Below are 19089 nucleotides of genomic sequence, written 5' to 3'. Positions count from 1 at the left end.
CCGGCTAGGTTCCCTTCTTGCCGGTGCCGGGCACGCAGGACGAGCCCAGCGTTTCCAGCCGGCCGGGCTGCTGCGTGGTACGCGGCCGCGGCGAGCGCGTGGCGGTGGCCGAACTGCTCGGAGAAGGGGTGGCGGGCGCGGTGCGGACCGCCTGGGCCGAGCCACGGGAGCGCAGGGCGGCGCTCGCCGCCCGGCGGATGCGTGGATAGTCCGGGTAGGCCGGGTTGTACGCGGGTGGAACGAAGTTCAGCTTGGACACGCGGGCGCCCTTGACCTTCTGCGCGAGCGGGACCAGGTCCTGCAGCAGGTCGCGCGGGATGTCGGTGCGGAAGGTCTGCTTGGCCGCGTGGGCCAGGGCGTTGAACTTCAGCAGCACGTTGCTCGGGTTGAGCTGGGTGAGCATGGCGCTCATCACGCACTGCTGGCGGCGCATCCGGGTGTGGTTGTCGGCGCCCGCGCAGGTGCTGCCCGGATGGTCGCGGGCCCTGCCGTACCAGAGGGCCTGGGTGCCGTTGAGCGTGCGGGTGCCGGCCTTGACCACGCCGCCGTCGGAACGGCCCACGCCGTAGCAGATGTCCTGCTCGACATGGATGGTGACGCCGCCGAGGGCGTCGATCAGCCGCGCCACGCCCCACATGTTGACGAGCATGTAATAGTCGATCTTGAGGCCGAGGATCTGGCCGAGCGCGCCCTTGACCGCCTCCGGGGCACGGTTGGGGGCGTGGCCGGCGACCTCGGGGTGCATGTCGGCGTAGGCCCAGATGCCGTTGATCAGGTCCGCGGAGCCGCGGCCCTGGCCCGGTGGCAGCCAGAAGTTCTTCGGCGGCGGGAACCGCTTGGCCAGCGCGGAGCCCGGCGGGAACGGCGCGTTCTCCATCTCGCGCGGCAGCGCGAACACCATCGCGTCGCCCGTGTGGACGTCGATGCTGACCACGTTGATGCTGTCGGTGCGGATGCTCACCCCCTTGCGCGAGTTCGCTCCGTCGCCGCCCAGCAGCGCGATGTTGAGCCGATCGCGTCCCCGCCACGGATCCTTGTGATCGATCGGCTGCGAGGGCGAGTCCTGGAAGACGCCGCCGATCGCGTCGTTGGAGGTGTGGGCGGTCGTGGCGGCCAACCCGAAGGGCAGCACCACGGTCACCGCCAGCACGCCCGCGACGGCAGCCGTTCCGATCTGACCCCACCGGCTCAGCCTGCCAGGGCGCAGCACGATGTACGAGCTGATCACGACCGCGGCCCAGGCCAGCCCTGCCACCACGCACAGCCCTGTGACCACGGCCAGCCAGGTCGAGTCAAGGAGCAGACCAGCCAGTGCCCCAGCGTTGAGCAGCGCCACCACGGCGCCGATCAGCAACACCCCGAAAATCCCCGCCATGATCAGACCGGTGCGCTTGCGCCCGGCGCGCAAATGCGCGGCGCCTGGCACAACGATCGACGCGAGCGTCCAGCCGATCACGGACGGAGCAGTCCACCTGCGCATCCGCTCTCCCCTTGGGCAACACAGTGCCCCATCGTGCAAGGAATTTAGCAAATCGGGCCGCCGGAAATGTCGCGGTGGATCGAAGTCGTCACATGAACCCGGCATCTGGAGCGTATTGTCGGGGACCACCCCGGATGTGAAGATCAGGGAATGCCCCCCTCAAGAGCCGCCCTGTCGGTGCTCGCTGTCGCCGCCTCCACGCTGCTGATCAGCGGAAACGCCGAGGCGACGGCGGACCTGCCGTTACCCTCGGCGATCTTCCGCGCCACGCACAACAGCTACTCCGGCAACGTCGACGGTGCGAAGAACTCGATCGCCTACCAACTCGACCACGGCATCCGCTTCATCGAACTCGACATCCACGACAACGACTACGCCACCTCGCACGACTACTCCGTGGGCCACGACTCCCCGGGCAACCAGGTCGACCACACGGGGAACCCCGCCTCGAACCGCCTGCGCGACTGGCTCAACGTGATCAACACCTGGTCCGCGCAGCACCCCACCGCCGCCCCGATCGTCGTCGCGCTCGACGTCAAGGACGACCTGACCGACAACGCCTCGTACGCCGCCGGCAACCTGGCCGCGCTCAACCAGGAGCTCACCTCCGTCTTCGGGTCGCGGCTGTACTGGGCCAAGGACTACCCGGCGAGCCCGCCGACGGTGGACGCGCTGCGCGGCCGGGTGCTCCCGCTGCTCTCCGGCGACGGCCAGACCCGTACCCTGTACAAACGCGACATCGGCTATCACCCGGCCGTCGCGATCAACGGCCGCGGCCAGGTCGTGGAGGTGCATGACTCGGGCTCGGGCGCGCTCTGGTACTGGAGCGGCACGTACGGACCCGACGGCCGTGTGACCTGGCTGCGCCACGGCAGGTACGACACCGGTGTCACACCGGCCGTCGCGCTGAACGACAACGGCGACCTGGTCGAGGTCCACCAGTCCGAGAACGCGACCACGCTGTGGTACCGCACCGGCCGCCTCGGAGCCGACGGCGAGATCACCTGGTCGTCCAGCCACCGGTACGACGACGGCGTCCTGCCGACGGTCAGGTTCACCGACGCGACGGGCACCCGGATACGCGAGATACACCGCAGCCAGAGCAACAGCCAGAACTGGACCTGGGACGGCGTGCTCGACGCCGGCGCGATGACGGTCTCGTGGAGCGGCAACGCCAAGACCTCCGACGCCCGCTACGACAAGACCACCTCGGCCAGCGGCACGTCGCGCGTACACGTGTGGACCGGCGCCGACGGCCCGACCCCGTCCCAGACCCTGCGGCTGGACACCGACAGGTACACCGGTGACCGCATCCGCTACCAGCAGACCGCCTTCGACGAGTTCCAGCAGGGCGACAGCGCGGAACTCCAGCAGGGCGCGCTGTTCTACGCGGCGCCCGCCACGCAGTCGTCGTTCATCACCGCGGCACGGCAGGCCGGGCGGCTCGTGCGCGGCTGGGACTTCGACTCGGCGGGCAACGCCACCGACCCGCCGGCGAACTATCCGGCGACCAACTACCCGTACCGCAGCTGGTACCAGGACCTCCTCGCCCAGTCAGGGGCCGTCGAGTAGGACGCCGCCGGTCCAAGGCAAAGACATCTTTGCGCCCGATCCGGATTCCCCTCGCCGCCTGATGGAACCGAACGGAGAAAGGGGCTGCGAAGGGTACGGAGATGGCGCGCTGTCTGGTCACCGGGGCCACCGGCTACATCGGCGGCCGGCTGGTCCCCGAGCTGCTCGCGGCCGGTCACGAGGTCCGCTGCATGGCGCGGTCCCCGCAGCGGCTGCGGGACCTGCCGTGGGCGGCGCGGACGCACATCGTCCAGGCGGACGCCACCGATCCCGGACAGACGCGACAGGCCCTGGACGGGATCGACGTGGCCTACTACCTGATCCACACGATGGGCGGGTCCGGCCGGTTCGCCGAGAACGACCGCAGGGCGGCCGAGACCTTCGCGGCGGCGGCCGAGCGGGCCGGGGTGCGCCGGATCGTCTACCTCGGCGGCCTCGTCCCCGGCGAGCGGCTCTCCCCGCACCTGCGCTCGAGGGCCGAGGTCGGCGAGATCTTCCTGAGGGCGGGCGTGCCGGCGGTGGTGCTGCGCGCGGCGGTGGTCATCGGCTCGGGTTCGGCCTCCTTCGAGATGCTGCGTCACCTGACCGAACGGCTGCCGGTCATGACGACGCCTCGCTGGGTGCACAGCCGTACGCAACCCATCGCCGTCCGGGACGTGCTGCGTTACCTCACCGCCTGGGCGAGCGTCCCTGACGAGGTCAACCGGGCCTTCGACATCGGCGGCCCGGACGTGCTGACCTACGCCGACATGATGCAGGGGTACGCGTCCGTGGCCGGCCTGCCCCATCGCGTGATCATCCCGGTGCGGGTGCTCACCCCGAAACTGTCGAGCCTGTGGGTGGGGCTGGTCACCCCGGTCCCCTCGGGGATCGCGCGGCCACTGGTCGAGTCGCTGCGCAACGAGTCGGTCTGCGGCGAGCACGACATCAGCCGGTACGTGCCCGACCCCGAAGCCGGCCTGATCGGCTTCCCCGAGGCCGTGTCGCTCGCGCTCAAGAGGATCAAGGAGGCCGATGTCGCGACCCGCTGGTCCTCGGCCGCGACGCCCGGCGCCCCGAGCGACCCGCTGCCGACCGACCCCGACTGGGCCGGCGGCAGCCTCTACACCGATTCCCGCAGCATCGAGGTGGCCGCGGACCCGGAGGCCCTGTGGCGGGTCATCGAGGGCATCGGCGGCCACAACGGGTGGTACTCGCTGCCGGTCGCCTGGCACCTGCGCGGCCTGCTGGACAGGCTCTTCGGCGGGGTCGGCCTGCGCCGCGGGCGGCGCGACGCGTACCGGCTGAGGGTGGGAGACACCGTCGACTTCTGGCGCGTGGAGGAGGTGCTGCCCGGCCGCCTCCTGCGCCTGCGCGCCGAGATGCGGCTGCCCGGTCTGGCCTGGCTGGAGCTGAGCGTCTCCCGTTCTTCCGGCCGTACGTACTACCACCAGCGGGCGATCTTCCATCCGCACGGCCTGCTCGGCCACCTCTACTGGTGGGCGACGTCCCCCTTCCATGGCCTGGTCTTCGGGCGCATGCCCGTCAACCTGGCGGCGGCAGCGGAGACGGCCAGGCGACCGCTGAGGGGCGTCTACTCGTCCGGGCCGTCGAGCCGCGGGGGATAGCCGGGCGGCGGCGTGGGCAGCCGCCACGGCTCGTGGATGTGCTCGGCGGGCAGGCCGGCGAGCTCGGGAACATGGCGGCGGACGTAGTCGCCCATCGGGTCGTACCGTCTGGCCTGACGCAGCGGGTTGAAGGAACGGTTGGGCCGGGTGTCGTTGCCGGTGCCGGCGACCCATTGCCAGTTGCCGGAGTTGTCGGCCACGTCGCCGTCGAGCAGGAGCTCGAAGAAGTGCCGGGCGCCGTCGCGCCAGTCGAGGCCGAGGCGCCTGACGAGGTAGGCCGCCACGATCAGGCGGGCCCGGTTGTGCATCCAGCCCTCTGCCAGCAGCTGGCGCATGCCCGCGTCCACGATGGGCAGCCCGGTCATGCCGGCCTGCCAGGCCTGCAAGGCGTCCTCGTCGTGCCGCCAGCGCCGTTCGCCGTGGCGGTAGTTCTCGCGGTTGATCTGCGGGAACGCGTACGTCACCTGGTGGTGGAAGTCCCGCCAGCACAGCTGGCGGACGAACTCCTCGCTCCGCTCGGCGCGGCAGGCCAGCTCCAGGGGAGACAGGCAGCCGAAGCGCAGGTACGGGCTGAGCCGCGAGGTCCGGTCGCCCGCCAGGTCGTCGCGCCCGTCGGCGTAGTCGTCGAGGCCCTGCCGCAGCCACCGCGCGGCGCGCTCGCGGGCCGCCGACTCGCCGCCGGGCATGGCCCCGCGCCCATCGGGATCGGGCAGCCGGCCCACCGCCAGGCCCTCGGGTATGCGCACCCGGCGGGGAGGCGGCAGCTGCGGGCGGCGGACGTGACGCTGCCACGCGCGCCAGTACGGCGTGAAGACCCGGTAGTGGTCGCCCCTTTTGGCCGGCGCGCCCGAGGGCAGCAGCTCGGCCGGAGGCACGACGGTGACGCCCGGGAAGCGCAGGAACTCGATCCGCTCCCCGGCGAAGCGCTCCTCACGCCGCCGGGCGAGCGAGCTGACGTCGGCGGCGGCGAAGACCGCCGCCGCACCCAGTTCGGTGGCCAGCCGCATCGTCTCGCGGACGACGTCGCCCTGCCGCACGACCAGATCGCCTCCGCGCGCCCGCAGCGAGGCGCGCAGATCGGCCAGGCACTCCAGGAGGAAGCCGTGCCGCTGCCCCTCCGGTACGGCCGGGTCCAGCACGAACAGCGGCACCACCCGCGCGGCGCGATCACACGCGGCGGCGAGTGCCGGGTGGTCGTGCACGCGCAGGTCCCTGTTGAACAGCACGATCGCCGTGTCCATCAGCGCGTTCTCCCCCTGATCACGCATGTGGACAGTATCGGTCAGGCAGAGTGGTCAGCGGGGGACGAAACCGCGGTAGACGACGCGCCGCCGCCAGAGCACCGGCCACTGCCGGTCCCTGATGCCGCTCAGCACGAGGGCGGCCACCCCACCGACGAGGACACTGCCGACGATGACGCTCATGACGAGCATGAAGGCGATTTCCATGACGATCCGTTCGTCAGAAGTTGAAATCTGAATTACTGGCGGGAACAGCGCCCTCAGCTGCCTTATTCCTCGTGGCGGATCCAGACGGTCATGTCGGAGGGTCCGCGGTTGGCCCAGGAGAAGTAGGGCACGGCGGTCAGCGCGACGCTCCGGCGGCCGGGCGGGCGGCTGCTGTACAGATCCTCAACTGAGTCGTCGGCGGCGGTGGCGTCGGCGTGCAGGGTGACCACGCCCGTCCGCTCGTCGGGGACCGCGTGGACGGGGACGTCGCCGGCTAGAGCGAGGTTGTGCACCGCGCAGTCGTGGTCCACGCCCTCCAGGCAGAACACGACCGGCCCGCGCTCGAGGGCGAGTCTGCCGGCGGCGGAGGCGACGGCGGGGTGGGCCCACGTCCGGCGGACCTCCATGCCGAGGTCGATCTCCACCTGGTCGCCGGCCCGCCAGCGGCGGGAGAGCGTGAGGTAGCCGTCGCGAAGGACGGGCTCGTGAACGGGTTCGCCGTTGACGGCGACCGCGAGTGCCCGGCTCCAGCCGGGGACGCGGACGGCCAGGGCGAACTCCGCCTCATCGTCGGCCGGGGTGACGGTGACGGTGAGCCGGCCGTCCTGGGGATAGCCGGTGTCCTGGCGCAGGGTGACCTCGCCGCCGGCGAGGGTGAAGCGGGCGGTGCCGGCCACGTACAGGTTGATGACGGCTTCGTCGGGACCCTGGGCGTAGATGTAGCGGCCGAGCTCGCTGATCAGCCGGGCGAGGTTCGGCGGGCAGCAGGCGCAGCCGAACCACTCCTGGCGGGCGACGGTGCCGTCGCTGGCGAGAGGGTTGCCGTAGAAGTAGTGGGTGCCGTCGGCGGAGGCGCCGCTGAGGACGCCGTTGTACAGGGCGCGTTCGAGGACGTCGACGTAGTGCGCCTGGCCGGTGAGGTTGCTCAACCGCTGTGCCCACTGGACGAGGCCGATCGAGGCGCAGGTTTCCGCGTAGCCGTGGGCGTCGGGCAGGTGGTACTCCGGTCCGAAGCCCTCGATGCCGGGGACGGAGCCGACTCCGCCGGTGACGTACAGCTTCTTGGTGGTGAGGTTGGTCCACAGCCGCCGCACGGCCTGGAGCAGCCGGTCGTCGTCGTACTCGCCGGCCAGGTCGGTCATCGCGCTGTACATGTACAGGGCGCGGACGGAGTGGCCGACGGCCTCGGCCTGGTCGGCCGCGGGCTGGTGGCTCTGGTTGTACTCCCGGAACCGCCGCAACTCCTCCGGCCGCCGGGGGAGCGTGGTGCCGAAGTAGCCGGGCGTGCCGCGGCGCTCCATCTCGATCTCGAAGTAGAAAGGCCGCTGCCCGCGCCAGTCGATGAGGCGCCGGCTGAGGTCGAGGTAGCGGGGCTCTCCTGTGACGCGGTAGAGCTTGACGAGGGCGAGTTCGATCTCCTGGTGCCCGCAGTAGCCGCCGGCGCAGGGGCCGTCGGCGCTGAAAACGGTGTCGATCAGGTCGGCGTAGCGGCGCACGATGTCGAGCAGCCGGGTCTTGCCGGTCGCCTCGAAGTGGGCGACGCCGGCTTCGATGAGGTGGCCGGCGCAGTACAGCTCGTGGGCGTCGCGCAGGTCGGTGAACCGCTGTCCCGGCTTGACGACGGTGAAGTAGGCGTTGAGGTAGCCGTCGTCCTGCTGCGCGCCGGCCAGCAGCTCGATCGCCTGGTCGACGGCCTGGTCGAGCTCGGGGTCGTCGGTGGTCGCCAGGCAGTAACTGGCGGCCTCGATCCACTTGGCGACGTCGCTCTCCCAGAAGATGTGCGGCTCGTCCGGGTCCCCCGGCCGCCAGGTCAGGGTCAGGGCGTCGAACTGCTGGCCGGGCCGGCGCATCTGGTCTTCCTGGTGCCGCAGCGTACGGGTGCGGACCAGCTCGCGGCGGGGGGCCCAGAACCGGTCGTCGATGGTGACCGCGGTGAGCGGCAGCGGGTGGCGCAGGTACGTGATCATGAAGGCTCCAAACGAACAGGGAGGACCGCGGTGCTCCAGACGTAGGCGAACGAGACGAAGGCCGGTGCGGCGATGCCGAAGACCGGGACCAGCCCCGGCACGAGGTAGTACGCGCAGAGGACCACGCCGGCCACGAGCAGCGTGACCAGCGCCTGGAGCGGGCGGGCGAGGACGAGCACCGCGCTCCGGCGGACGAGCGCGAACGGCCCTTCGGCGAAGTGGGCGGCGAGGACCCAGACGTTCACCGTCATGCACGACAGGAACAGTGTCATCAGCCAGAGCGCCGCACCGAGCAACGGCTCGACGACGCCGAGGTCGAGGGTCTCCAGCAGCCGCCGCTCCATCAGGAGCACCGCCCAGGCCGTGGCGAAGACGTAGCCCACCACGTTGGCGGTGCGGAACTCCTGCCGCCACAGGCGGCGGAACTCGCGAGGGGTGGAGGAGCGCAGGAACTCGCCGCGGACGACGCCGTACACCGCGGCGGTCGCGGGGAAGACGCCGAGCACGATGCCGCCGGCCAGGCTCCAGACGACCCAGAGCAGGTGCAGCTTGAGCAGCAGCAGGCCCACCTCGCCCGCCCTCGTGTGCCAGGTGATGACGCGTTTCATCAGCCTTTCACCGACCCGATCAGGACGCCCTTCTCGAAGTAGCGCTGGAGGAACGGGTAGAGCACCAGCACCGGGAGGCTCGAGACGACGATCACGCCGTACTTGATCTGGTCGGCGTACTGCTGGTCGTAGCCGACGCCGCTGCCTCCGCCGGCTCCGGCGCCTCCGGCGAACGCCTGATTGGACAGGAGAATGTCACGCAGCACGATCTGCAGCGGTTGCAGGCTGTTGTCCCGGACGAACACCAGCCCGGTGAAGAAGTCGTTCCAGTGCTGGACCAGGTAGTACAGGCCGATGACCGAGATGATCGCCTTGGACAGCGGCAGCGCGACCCTGGCGAAGTACTGCAGGTAGGACACGCCGTCGATCAACGCCGCCTCGAACAGCTCCTTCGGCAGCGAGTGCTCGAAGAAGGCGCGGGCGATGATGAGGTTGTAGACGTTCACCGCTGACGGCAGGACGAAGACGAGCCAGTTGTCCAGCAGGCCGAGATCGCGATAGAGCAGATACGTCGGGATCAGGCCGCCGTTGAAGAACAGCGTGAACACGAAGAACAGCATGAGAACCCGCCGGGGCCGGAACTCCGGCCGCGACAGGGCGTACGCCGCGGGGATGGTCACGATGAGGTTCAGCGCGGTGCCGAACACGCTGTAGAGCAGCGTGTTGCGGTAGCCCGTCCAGATCCGGTCGTCGTCGAAGATCTGCCCGTAGCCGAAGAAGCTCACGCCTTTGGGCCACAGCCAGACCTCGCCGGTGGAGATCAGCGACGGATCGCTCACGGACGCGATCACCACGAAGTAGACCGGGTAGATCACCGCGAACAGGACCGCCACGGAGATCACGCCGAGCGCGAGCATGAAGACCACGTCGCCCGCCGTCCTGTTGCGGAAGAATCCCTTGCTCTGCAGGTTGGTCCCGCTCACCACAGACTCCAGTTCGACACACGGCGGGCGATCGCGTTCGCGGCGATCAGGAACACGAAGTTGATGACCGTGTTGAACAGGCCGATCGCGGTGGCGTAGCTGAACTGCGTGCTGAATATGCCGATCTTGTAGACGTACGTGGCGATGACCTCGGACACCGGCAGGTTCAGGGTGTTCTGCATCAGCCACACCTTCTCGAAACCGGTGTTCAGCACACCGCCCATGGTGAGAATGAGCAGGATCACCATGGTCGGCACGATGCTCGGGACGTCGACGTGCCGGATGAGCTGCATCCGGTTCGCGCCGTCCACCTTGGCCGCCTCGTACAGCGCGGGATCGACCCGCGACAGCGCGGCGAGGTAGATGATGCTGTTCCACCCGCAGTGCTGCCACACGTCGGAGATCACGTACACCGGCACGAAGGCCGACGTGTCGCCGAGGAAGTTCACCTCGCTGAGACCGAAGAAGGCGGAGACCTGGGTGAGCAGCCCCGTGGACGGGTTGAGGAACGCCTGCAGCATGCCGACGATGACGACGATCGAGATGAAGTGCGGCAGGTACGTCGCCGTCTGCATGAACTTCTTGCGGCGGCCGCCGGCGATCTGGTTGATCATCAGCGCCAGCAGGATGGGTGCGAGGAACCCCACCACGAGCGTGGTGATGGCGATGACGAACGTGTTCCGCAGCAACGGCCAGAACAGCGGGCTGTCGAAGAACTGCTGGAAGTACTTCAGCCCGGCCCATTGCCCGCCGGCGAGGCCCGCGGTGAAGTCGAACTCGCGGAAGGCCAGCTGGATCCCGTACATCGGGACGTACATGAACACGGCGACGAACCCCACGGCCGGCAGGACCATGAGCCACAGTTGCCAGTACCTGCCGACATGGCGGACAACCCTCGGACCGGAGCGCCTCCGGACGTCGGCCGCCACCGGCTTGCGGGCTGCGACAAGAGTCTCCGTCATCAGCGCGTCTTCGCGTACTCGTCGTAGTAGCGCTGGTAGATCTCGATGTTCTTCTGCAGGCCGGAGCTCTGGACCTGCTGGACGTACGTGTCCCACTGATCCTCGACGCCGCCCTTGGTGATCCACTCGGCGAACTTCGTCATCGTGGAGTTGAGCATCGTGGTGTTGTTCAGCGCCAGCTGGTTGGTGTCCTCAGGCTTCATCTGGATGAACTGGAACGGGTAGACGTCCTTGTCCACGTCCATGTTCGCCAGCGCCTTCTGCAGCGGCTTCGTCTGCTCGACGGCCTCGTCCAGGTCGCTCGGCAGCTTCACGTCGATGTCGTCCCGGATCCAGACCGGGCCGTTGTCGGCGATGGTGACCGTCCACTTCCAGGTCGACGGGTCGGTCTTGGGGTCGGCCGGCGGAAGGACCTCGTACTCCTTGTCGCTGACCTTCTTGACGTACTTGCCGAGATCGCCGAACAGCACCTGCAGCGACATCTCCTTGTCGTAGAAGGCGTTGACGATCTTGAGCGCCGCTTGCTTGTTGCTCGCCTTCGCGGACACGAGGATCTGGTTGGCCGGGAAGTTCTCGTTGTAGGAGTCGTACGACCAGGTCACCGGTGTCGTCTGCCCGGCCTCCGCGAGCAGCGGCGGCATCGCGACGTACTGGTCCGCCAGCTGGGCGCCGAACCGGTCGCTGGCCGTCCAGCCCCAGCTGAAGCCGACCCGGGCCACCTTGCCGGAGCCGCGGCCGACCGCCTGGTAGGCCGAGTAGTCCTGCGTCATGACGTTCTTGCTGACCAGGCCCGCGGCGTAGCAGCGATGGAGGAACTGGATCACCCGCTTGTAGCGGTCGTCGACGAGGAAGTTGCCGACCTTGCCGTCCTGGAGGAAGTAGCCCTGGCCGCCGCCGCCCGCGATCGGCAGGCCGACGCTGCCGAGCAGCACGCTGGGCTGGAAGTACCCGAAGCCGCCCGTGCCGACCGGCGACCAGTCCATCGGGATCTCGTCGTTCGTGTCGCCGTTCCCGTTCGCGTCCTGTTCCTTGAACGCGACGAGTACCGTGAACAGCTCGTCCCAGGTGGTCGGCATGTCCAGGCCGAGACGGTCGAGCCACTGCTTGTTGATGTACTGGTGGATGACGGTCGTCGGCCAGAACCGCTTGTAGCCCGGGATCGCGTAGATCTCGCCGCCGGTCAGCGTGGCCATCGACTTCAGCTGTGGTTTCGCCGCGAACAGCGCCTTCACGTTCGGCAGCGCGTCCAGGTCGTCGCTCAGGTTCTCGAACAGCGTCCGGTACGTGCCCAGGTCGGCATTCGTGATCGAGTTCGTTCCGATGATCAGGTCGGGCACGTCGCCGGCCGCCAGCATGGTGGACTTCTTCTGGTCCCAGTCGGCGGAGATCTCCTGCCACTGGATCTTCACGCCCGCGATCTTCTCCAGCTGTTTGGGCCACTCCATCGTGCTCATCGGCTTGGTCAACGGATGCTTGGTGACAGCGATCCGCAAGGTGCCCGGATCGCTTGCGGAGTTCTTGCCGGAGCAGCCGGCGAGTGCGGTGAGGCCGGCCGCGACGACGAAGGCACGGCGGGACAGAAACGGTGAAGTGGCCATGGGGGTCCTCCTACGGGGGGACGGAGGGGTGTGACCCGGATCTCAGTGAATGTTTCAGCGATGTTAGGGGCGGCCGTTCAGCGATGTCAATGACGAGACAATCAAGATGACAAGCGACCCGACAAGGAGTGAAGAGTGGGTCAGGCCGACGCGGACGAGTCGCGAATCAGCAGGTGTGTGCCGGTGTGCACCTGCCGGGCCGCGCCGTCGTAGCCGTCGAGGCGCTCGATGAGCAGGCGGACGGCGGCGTCCACCATGGAGCCCTGATCAGGGCTCCCCGACGACAGCGACGGGATGGTGAACTCGCCCTCGTCCGTGTCGTCGAAGCCGGTGACCGCGACGTCCTCGGGGACGCGGATCCCGTGCGTGCGCAGGGCTTTCAGCACGCCCACGGCCATCGTGTCGTTGACGCACACCGCGGCGTCGAACCGGGGGCCGCAGCGCCGCAGCAGCCCCACCATCGCCTCGTAACCCGTGGCCCTGCGGTCCCAGTCGGAGCTGTTGGCGACGAGCGACGGGTCATGCTCGATGCCGTGCTCCTCCAGGGCGGCGAGGAACCCGGCGTACCGGTCTCCGGTCGGGGCGGCGCCGACCGGACCGTTCCACACGAACGCGAGCTTACGCCGGCCCGTGGCGAGCAGGTGCCGGGTGATCGCCAGGAAGCCCGCGTACTCCGCCATCAACACGCAGTCCAGCGCCTTGATCGGAGCGCCGCCGAGTGCCACCGCCGGGCGCCGTGGGGCGGCACCGGCGAGCTGCTCGTCGCTCAGGTGGTGCGGGCAGATGATCACGCCGTCGACGTCGGCGGTGGTCACGCCGAGGACCGCGTCGCGCTCGCCCGCCCTGTCATGGGCGATCCGGAGCGTGGTGGTGAACCCGCGCTCGGCCAGGGCGAGGATGAGCCGCTCGGCTTGCTCCGCGAAGTACGGCTGGTAGAGGTTCGGCACGACGACCGCGATCCTGCCGGTCCGGCCGGAGGCGAGCCCACGCCCGGCCTGGCTCGTGGCGTGTCCCGCCTCGTAGCCGGCCTCCTCGATCGCGGCCTGGACCTTGGCCCGGGTGGCGGCCGAGACGTGCGGGCGGCCGAGAAGGACGTTGGACACGGTCTTCGCCGAGACGCCGGCCAGCGTGGCGACATCCGCGAGCGTCGGGCGCTTCATCGCGGGTCCCGGCCGAGCGTGGACTCACGCCGTACCAGCTCGACGGGTGACACGAGCGCGCGCGGCTGCCGCGGGGCCGTACCGGCGAGGCGATCGGCCAGCAGCTCCAGCGCGCCGCGCGCCAGCCGGGCCGCCCCGGGGTCGATCGTGGTGAGCGACGGCGTCGAGAACCGCCCGTCCTCCAGGTTGCCGTAGCCGATGGCCGCCACCCGTCCCGGGACGTTCACCCCGTGCTTGACGAGCGCCGCGAGCGCCCCGAGCGCCACCTCGTCGTTGACGCAGAGCAGCGCGTCCACGTCCGGATGCCGCTCCAGCACCTGTACGGCGGCCCGCGCGCCCGCGCGCCGGTCGGCCACCTCACCGAGGTCCACGTACGGTACGGCGGCCGGGTCGATGCCGGACCCGGCGAGAGCCGCGCACATCCGGGCCTGGTCCGCTCCGAGCAGAGCCGGGCGGGAGCGCCCCATGACGGCGAGGTGGCGAGCCACCAGCGCCGCCGCCTCCGCGACGTCCTCATCGACGCTGTCCACTGTGCTGTCCATCAGGGCCGCGCCGCCTTGCACGGCGACCACCGGGCGGTCGTCCAGCCCGTCGGTGACCAGCGTGGCCGGACCGATGACCACCACGCCGTCGAACGCCTTCCCCCGGGCGGCGAGCACCGCCTCCAGCCGGGCCGGATCGCCGTGCGTCGGCTCGACCGCGGCCAGCATTCCGTAGCGATCCGCCTCCGTGACGAGCGCCTCGACGAGACCCGCGAGATACGGGCGGCGCAGCTCGGTGACGGCGATGCCCACCATGCCGACCAGGCCGGTCCTGAGCGTCCTGGCGGTCCGGTTGGGGACCCAGCCGAGCTCGTCGATCGCCGCGTGCACCCGCCGCACCTTCTCCGGACGGATGTGAGGTTCGCCATTCACCACACGGGAGACGGTCTTGATCGAGACACCGGCCCGATCCGCGACCTCCCGCATCGTCACGCGCATGCGTACAGCGTAGGTCACGGCAGCGCCTGCCAGCATTCAGTTTTGATCTACAGCGACGGCGCCCACGACCGGCCACAATGAGAGTGATGTCAGCTCAGCTTCCCGCGCGGGCCACGGCCTCTCTCCTCGGCCTGGCTCTCGGCGACGCCTTCGGTTCCCAGTTCTTCGTACCGGCCAATCACCACGCACTCTCTTCCCGTCACCTTCCACCCGGCCCATGGCAGTGGACGGACGACACCGAGATGGCGTCCTCCATCTATCGCGTCCTGGCCGACCACGGCGCCATCGACCAGGACAGGCTCGCGGCGAGTTTCGCCGCGCGCCATGACTTCGACCGCGGCTACGGCCCGTCGACGAACCGGCTGCTCCGGCTGGTCCGCGAAGGAGGCGACTGGCGCTCGCTTTCCGCGGAGCTCTTCGACGGCAAGGGCTCGTGGGGCAACGGTGCCGCGATGCGCGTGGCGCCGCTCGGCGCCTGGTTCGCCGGTGACCTGGCGCACGTCGTCCGACAGGCCGCCCTGTCGGCACAGGTCACCCACACTCATCCCGAAGCGGTGGCCGGCGCCGTAGCCGTCGCCGTGGCCACGGCCGTAACCGCCACAGAACCCGATCTTCCCGCCGGTCGCTTCCTCGACCGGATCAGGGAACACGTGCCCGCGGGCATGATCCACGACGGCATCACCGAGGCGCGGCAGCTCCTCACCATCAGCGACCCCGCACTTGCCGCCCGGATGCTCGGGAACGGGCGGCAGGTCGCCGCTCACGACACGGTCCCGTTCACCCTCTGGGTGGCGGCCCGCGAGCGCCACGACTTCGAGGCGGCCATGTGGACCACCGCGGCGGCCGGCGGGGACGTCGACACCACGTGCGCCATCGTCGGCGGCATCGTCGCGGCCGCCGAGGACGTTCACCTGCCGCCGGAGTGGAGGAGCAGGTGCGAACCGCTGCCGGACTGGGCCGGGGCCCCTGTAGACGACCGGTAAATAGGTTAAAACGGGTCATTGGGATACTTCGACCATGGATACGAATGCGAGGGGGCCGGGCCGTCCCGTGGAATGGGCGCTGCGTTCGGCGGAGCCGACGGACGTTGAGGCGATCGCGGAGCTGCGGGCGACGGTGATGCGCCCGGACCTGGAGCGGCTGGGACGGTTCGACGAGCATCGGGTCCGGCAGCGGCTGCGGGATGCCTTCGCCCCGCAGCACACCTCGGTCATCGTGGCCGCCGGTGCCTTCGCGGGCTGCGTCGCCGTGCGCCCGGCCGAGGACGGGCGCTGGCTGGAGCATTTCTATCTCGATCCGGGCCTGCAGGGCCGGGGGATCGGATCGGCTGTCCTGCGGGCCGTGCTGAGTCAGGCCGATGCCGACGGCGTGCCCGTCCGCCTGAACGTCCTCCAGGGCAGTGCCGCCCGGCGGCTGTACGAGCGTCACGGGTTCACCGTGGAGGCCCAGGACCCGGTCGACGTCTTCATGGTGCGCCGGCCGGGCGCGGGCGCCTCGTGAGTCAGTCCACGTACCGGTAGACCTCCCTGCCGTCGATGTGGACGCGCACGGCCCGGCTCATGGTGTCCAGCGGATCACCCGACCACAGCACCACATCACCGTCGAGTCCGGGCCGTAGCGCGCCGACGCGGTCGCCGAGTCCGAGCAGCGCGGCCGGGGTGGCGGTGATCGACCGCAGCGCGGTCCGCCGGTCCAGCCCCTCCTTGACCGCGATCGTGGCCTGGTGAACCAGGTACTGGATGGGCACCGAGTTGTGGTCGGTGGTCAGCGCGAGCGTCACTCCGGCCGCGGCGAGCAGCGCGGGACTGCGCGGGGTGCGGTTGCGCAGCTCCGGTTTGCCGCGCCCGGTGGTCAGCGGGCCGCTGACGACAGGGATCTGCCGTTCGGCCAGGAGGTCGGCCAGCAGGTGGGCCTCGGTGCCGTGGTGGACGACCAGCCGGTGTCCGAACTCGTCGGCCAGGCGGAGGGCGGTGCCGATGTCGTCGGCCCGGTGGGCGTGCTGCCACCAGGGCAGCTCGCCGTCGAGCACCCTGGCCAGCACCTCCAGCGTCGGATCGCTCTCCTGCGGCCTGCGCGCGCGATAGTCGCGGGCCCTGGTCAGGGCGTCGCGGATGACCGCGGCGGTGCCCTGGCGGGTGGAGGGCAGCCGGCCGTGGTTCCCGTGCACCCGCTTGGGGTTCTCGCCGAGCGCGCTCTTCACCGCGACAGGCTCGCGCAGCACCATGTCGTCGACCGTACGGCCGTGGCACTTCAGGGCGACGGCCTGCCCGCCGATGGGGTTGGCCGAGCCCGGCAGCACCGCGGCGGTGGTGACGCCGCCCGACAGCGCGTCGGTGAACCCGGGGTCGGCCGGGTTGACGGCGTCGAGCGCGCGCAGGCGGGCGCCGTTGGGCTCGGTCGCCTCGTTCAGGTCGTCGCCGGACCAGCCCTCGCCCTCCTCGTCGATGCCCAGGTGCGAGTGGGCCTCGACGAACCCGGGCAGTACCCAGAGCCCGGCGGCGTCGACGACCTGGACGTCATCGGGCACCGGGATCCGCGCCCCGACAGCGACGATCTTGCCGTTCCTGATCAGCACGGTGCCGCCCTCGACGGGATCGCCGTCGACCGGGACGACGTACCCTCCGGTGAACGCGACGTTCATGTGGCGCAGCCTCCAGTGAGGACGTGATGGTGCTCGACGGAGGGCGAAGGCGTCAGCTCATAACGCTCGTCGCCCGGATAGAGCACGGCCCTGGAGACGTCGTCACCCGCGAAGTGGCGGATCGCCTCCCACGACTCCCAGTAGGTGATGAGCCGGAACTCGACGTGGTCGTCGAAGGCGGCGTGCAGCACCTGAGCGCCGCGGTTGCCGGGCGTCGAGGCGGCCTCGGCCACCCCGGTGTCCAGCAGGTGCGCCGCGAAGCCGTCGGCGTGGTGGTGAGGGACGCGGCCGGACCAGGTGCGTGCGATCATCTCGGCTCCAGACGGGTCATGGTGAGCTCGGCGGCGGCCAGGTCCTGCACGCCCAGCCCGATGAACTTGGCCACGGTGATCTGCGCCGGGCTCTGCCTGCCGGGGTGACGGCCCAGGACCAGATCGCCGATCTCCACGCAGCCGTCCGCCGTGACGGCGCCCGCCGACACGGCCCCGATCAGGTCGCCCGCGAACAGGGGCGCCTCGGCGCGGCTGTCCACGACGAGCAGGTCGGCCCGGGCGAAACAGTCAGGGTCGAGCTCGGCCTTGCCCGGGTCGTCCGCGCCGACAGCGGTGACGTGCTGGCCCGGCCGCAGCCACGAGCCGCGCAGCACAGGCTCACGGGCGGCCGTCGCGGTGACGATCACGTCCGCGTCGTGGACCGCCAGATCGGGTCGCGCCGCCACCGTCACCGACACCTGCGGTATCCGCTCAGCGAGCGCCGCCCGCAGCGCGTGGGCGGCCCCCTCGCGCCTGCCCCAGATCACGACCGCCTCCAACGGCCGCTCCGCCACGGCGGCCAGCACCTGCAGGCGCGCCTGCAGGCCCGTGCCGAGCACGGCGAGCGTGCGCGCGTGCGGCCTGGCCAGCAGCCGGGTGGCGAGCGCTCCGGCGGCGGCGGTACGCACGTCGCTGAGGTGATGCTCGTCCCGCAGCACGGCCAGCAGGTCACCGCGTTCGCCGTCGAGCACGGCGACGAAGCCGCTGCCCGCAGGAGATCGGGCGGCGAACCAGGAGGCGACCTTGACGATGAAGACCGGACGCCCGGGCAGCCAGGCGGATTTCACATGCACGTCGCCGTTCTCGCCCGCGGGCGCGAGCACCGAGATCGCCGCCTCGCCGAGCCCGCGGCTGTGGTCGGCGAACGCCCGCGCGACCGGTTCGACCAGGTCGCCGAAGCCGACCGCCCGCCTGATGTCCGCGGCCTCGTAGACCTTCACCGCTCACCGCCGGGCAGGACCTCCAGCGTGCCGAGGCCGACCCGCACCACCTCGCCGCCGACCGTGACCCGCTCGACGGTGTCGGCGCCGCCGTACGCGCCGATCGAGATGGCGCTGGGGCGGCCGGTGAAGCGGCCCTGCGCCAGCGTCATCCGCTCACCGTCGCCGAGCCGGCCGCGGTGCATCAGGTACGCGGCCACGCATCCTGCCGCGCTGCCCGTCCCGACGTCCTCCATCAGGCCGTCGTTGTTCCAGTGACGGCCCTCGGGTGTGGCGGCGTCCAGCAGGTAGGCGAACTGCGCGCCGCGTGCCTCCAGGAAGCCGGTGAGATCGCGGTGCGCGACCCTCGCCCTGGCCAGCGCCTCGCCGCGCACCGGGACGATCAGGTAGCGCAGTCCGGTGGACCAGACCTCGGGCGGCAACGCCTCGTCCAGGTCGTCCGGCGTCAGGCCGAACGCCGCCGCGATCGCGTCCTGGTCGCCGGCCGGCGGGCGCGCGACGAGTTCGGGGCGTTCCGTCTCCAGGAGCGCGGCCACGCGTCCTGGCGCGCTCCGGCGGGTGCTGACGCTGACGGTGCCGGCCGGGAGCGTGATCGTCCACGCGCGGTACCGCTCGGCCGTGGGAGCGTCGAGGTCGTGCAGGACGGCGGCGGCGCCCAGCACGGGGTGCCCGGCGAAGTCGAGCTCCTCGATCAGGTCGAAGACCCTGGCCTGGATCGCGTCGCCCGAGCGGCGCACGAAGATCGTCTCGAAGTGCCGGAGCTCCTGGGTGATCAGGGACATCTGGGCGGCGCTCAGTGGCGGCGGGTCGACGAAGACCGCGAGGCTGTTGCCCGAGTACGGCCCGTCGGCGAAGACGTCGACGTGGTGGTAGGCGACTGGCATGCGTCTC

General features: G+C 70.4%; 18 protein-coding genes. 4 read left to right on the top strand and 14 right to left on the bottom strand.

Annotated features, from left to right (window positions below; all coding sequences use genetic code 11):
- Positions 1-4: 4 nt before the first annotated feature.
- Positions 5-1480, bottom strand: a complete 1476-nt coding sequence (locus ABD830_RS21635; protein WP_344990083.1) for an LCP family glycopolymer transferase — start codon at positions 1478-1480, stop codon at positions 5-7.
- Between the two features lie 150 nt (positions 1481-1630).
- Between ABD830_RS21635 and ABD830_RS21630 the strand changes: the two genes are divergently transcribed.
- Entirely contained in the window at positions 1631-3052 is a 1422-nt protein-coding gene (locus tag ABD830_RS21630; protein WP_344990081.1) for a phosphatidylinositol-specific phospholipase C domain-containing protein, read from the top strand.
- A gap of 101 nt (positions 3053-3153) precedes the next feature.
- A complete protein-coding gene (locus ABD830_RS21625) occupies positions 3154-4659 on the top strand; it encodes an SDR family oxidoreductase (RefSeq protein WP_344990078.1) in 1506 nt (501 codons plus the stop codon).
- Here the strand turns inward: ABD830_RS21625 and ABD830_RS21620 are convergent.
- The 9 genes from ABD830_RS21620 to ABD830_RS21580 form a co-directional block, all read right to left on the bottom strand.
- On the bottom strand, positions 4626-5927 hold the full coding sequence (locus tag ABD830_RS21620) for a cryptochrome/photolyase family protein (protein WP_344990076.1): 1302 nt from the start codon (positions 5925-5927) through the stop codon (positions 4626-4628). The two genes, ABD830_RS21625 and ABD830_RS21620, sit on opposite strands and share 34 nt — an antisense overlap.
- 27 nt (positions 5928-5954) lie before the next feature.
- Positions 5955-6107: a hypothetical protein gene (locus ABD830_RS21615; protein ID WP_344990073.1), complete on the bottom strand. Its 153-nt coding sequence runs from the start codon at positions 6105-6107 to the stop codon at positions 5955-5957.
- Positions 6108-6169: 62 nt separating this feature from the next.
- Positions 6170-8074: a glycoside hydrolase family 127 protein gene (locus tag ABD830_RS21610; protein ID WP_344990070.1), complete on the bottom strand. Its 1905-nt coding sequence runs from the start codon at positions 8072-8074 to the stop codon at positions 6170-6172.
- Positions 8071-8682, bottom strand: coding sequence for a YesL family protein (locus ABD830_RS21605; RefSeq protein ID WP_344990068.1), 612 nt, complete (start codon positions 8680-8682; stop codon positions 8071-8073). Before ABD830_RS21605 ends, ABD830_RS21610 begins: the two co-directional genes overlap by 4 nt.
- Entirely contained in the window at positions 8682-9605 is a 924-nt protein-coding gene (locus tag ABD830_RS21600; protein WP_344990065.1) for a carbohydrate ABC transporter permease, read from the bottom strand. Before ABD830_RS21600 ends, ABD830_RS21605 begins: the two co-directional genes overlap by 1 nt.
- The gene (locus tag ABD830_RS21595) at positions 9602-10567 is read right to left on the bottom strand and encodes an ABC transporter permease (RefSeq protein ID WP_344990062.1); all 966 of its coding nucleotides are present in this window, start codon (positions 10565-10567) and stop codon (positions 9602-9604) included. The genes ABD830_RS21600 and ABD830_RS21595 overlap by 4 nt, the downstream gene beginning before the upstream one ends.
- A complete protein-coding gene (locus ABD830_RS21590) occupies positions 10567-12165 on the bottom strand; it encodes a type 2 periplasmic-binding domain-containing protein (RefSeq protein WP_344990060.1) in 1599 nt (532 codons plus the stop codon). The genes ABD830_RS21595 and ABD830_RS21590 overlap by 1 nt, the downstream gene beginning before the upstream one ends.
- Positions 12166-12305: 140 nt before the next feature.
- A complete protein-coding gene (locus ABD830_RS21585) occupies positions 12306-13325 on the bottom strand; it encodes a LacI family DNA-binding transcriptional regulator (RefSeq protein ID WP_344990057.1) in 1020 nt (339 codons plus the stop codon).
- Entirely contained in the window at positions 13322-14305 is a 984-nt protein-coding gene (locus ABD830_RS21580) for a LacI family DNA-binding transcriptional regulator (RefSeq protein ID WP_344990055.1), read from the bottom strand. The genes ABD830_RS21585 and ABD830_RS21580 overlap by 4 nt, the downstream gene beginning before the upstream one ends.
- 86 nt (positions 14306-14391) lie before the next feature.
- On the opposite strand from ABD830_RS21580, the gene ABD830_RS21575 reads away from it, so the two are divergent.
- Positions 14392-15288 (top strand): ADP-ribosylglycohydrolase family protein, encoded by an 897-nt coding sequence (locus ABD830_RS21575; protein WP_344990052.1) that lies wholly within the window; start codon positions 14392-14394, stop codon positions 15286-15288.
- A 34-nt stretch (positions 15289-15322) separates the two neighbouring features.
- Entirely contained in the window at positions 15323-15805 is a 483-nt protein-coding gene (locus ABD830_RS21570; protein ID WP_344990050.1) for a GNAT family N-acetyltransferase, read from the top strand.
- 1 nt (position 15806) lies between these two features.
- Here ABD830_RS21570 and ABD830_RS21565 read toward each other — a convergent pair whose 3' ends face one another.
- The 4 genes from ABD830_RS21565 to ABD830_RS21550 are packed head-to-tail and all read right to left on the bottom strand — an operon-like array spanning position 15807 to position 19082.
- Complete coding sequence (locus ABD830_RS21565; RefSeq protein ID WP_344990047.1) at positions 15807-16946, bottom strand: amidohydrolase; 1140 nt, start codon at positions 16944-16946, stop codon at positions 15807-15809.
- Entirely contained in the window at positions 16943-17257 is a 315-nt protein-coding gene (locus ABD830_RS21560; protein WP_344990044.1) for an antibiotic biosynthesis monooxygenase family protein, read from the bottom strand. Before ABD830_RS21560 ends, ABD830_RS21565 begins: the two co-directional genes overlap by 4 nt.
- Positions 17254-18198 (bottom strand): ornithine cyclodeaminase family protein, encoded by a 945-nt coding sequence (locus tag ABD830_RS21555; RefSeq protein ID WP_344990041.1) that lies wholly within the window; start codon positions 18196-18198, stop codon positions 17254-17256. The genes ABD830_RS21560 and ABD830_RS21555 overlap by 4 nt, the downstream gene beginning before the upstream one ends.
- Positions 18195-19082 carry a PhzF family phenazine biosynthesis protein gene (locus ABD830_RS21550; RefSeq protein WP_344990039.1) on the bottom strand — a complete coding sequence of 296 codons (888 nt, stop codon included), beginning with the start codon at positions 19080-19082 and terminating at the stop codon, positions 18195-18197. Before ABD830_RS21550 ends, ABD830_RS21555 begins: the two co-directional genes overlap by 4 nt.
- Positions 19083-19089: the final 7 nt, after the last annotated feature.

The sequence above is a fragment of the Nonomuraea helvata genome (assembly GCF_039535785.1).
Classification (GTDB): Bacteria; Actinomycetota; Actinomycetes; order Streptosporangiales; family Streptosporangiaceae; genus Nonomuraea; species Nonomuraea helvata.
This window is presented reverse-complemented; position numbering and strand designations above follow the sequence as displayed.

Bases quoted from the DNA above. Each gene is read 5' to 3' on its own strand.
- ABD830_RS21590 (WP_344990060.1), bottom strand. From the start codon at position 12,165: ATGGCCACTTCACCGTTTCTGTCCCGCCGTGCCTTCGTCGTCGCGGCC.
- ABD830_RS21560 (WP_344990044.1), bottom strand. From the start codon at position 17,257: ATGATCGCACGCACCTGGTCCGGCCGCGTCCCTCACCACCACGCCGAC.
- ABD830_RS21605 (WP_344990068.1), bottom strand. From the start codon at position 8,682: ATGAAACGCGTCATCACCTGGCACACGAGGGCGGGCGAGGTGGGCCTG.
- ABD830_RS21580 (WP_344990055.1), bottom strand. From the start codon at position 14,305: ATGCGCGTGACGATGCGGGAGGTCGCGGATCGGGCCGGTGTCTCGATC.
- ABD830_RS21635 (WP_344990083.1), bottom strand. From the start codon at position 1,480: ATGCGCAGGTGGACTGCTCCGTCCGTGATCGGCTGGACGCTCGCGTCG.
- ABD830_RS21565 (WP_344990047.1), bottom strand. From the start codon at position 16,946: ATGAACGTCGCGTTCACCGGAGGGTACGTCGTCCCGGTCGACGGCGAT.
- ABD830_RS21595 (WP_344990062.1), bottom strand. From the start codon at position 10,567: ATGACGGAGACTCTTGTCGCAGCCCGCAAGCCGGTGGCGGCCGACGTC.
- ABD830_RS21585 (WP_344990057.1), bottom strand. From the start codon at position 13,325: ATGAAGCGCCCGACGCTCGCGGATGTCGCCACGCTGGCCGGCGTCTCG.
- ABD830_RS21630 (WP_344990081.1), top strand. From the start codon at position 1,631: ATGCCCCCCTCAAGAGCCGCCCTGTCGGTGCTCGCTGTCGCCGCCTCC.
- ABD830_RS21615 (WP_344990073.1), bottom strand. From the start codon at position 6,107: ATGGAAATCGCCTTCATGCTCGTCATGAGCGTCATCGTCGGCAGTGTC.
- ABD830_RS21625 (WP_344990078.1), top strand. From the start codon at position 3,154: ATGGCGCGCTGTCTGGTCACCGGGGCCACCGGCTACATCGGCGGCCGG.
- ABD830_RS21570 (WP_344990050.1), top strand. From the start codon at position 15,323: ATGGATACGAATGCGAGGGGGCCGGGCCGTCCCGTGGAATGGGCGCTG.
- ABD830_RS21620 (WP_344990076.1), bottom strand. From the start codon at position 5,927: ATGCGTGATCAGGGGGAGAACGCGCTGATGGACACGGCGATCGTGCTG.
- ABD830_RS21575 (WP_344990052.1), top strand. From the start codon at position 14,392: ATGTCAGCTCAGCTTCCCGCGCGGGCCACGGCCTCTCTCCTCGGCCTG.
- ABD830_RS21550 (WP_344990039.1), bottom strand. From the start codon at position 19,082: ATGCCAGTCGCCTACCACCACGTCGACGTCTTCGCCGACGGGCCGTAC.
- ABD830_RS21610 (WP_344990070.1), bottom strand. From the start codon at position 8,074: ATGATCACGTACCTGCGCCACCCGCTGCCGCTCACCGCGGTCACCATC.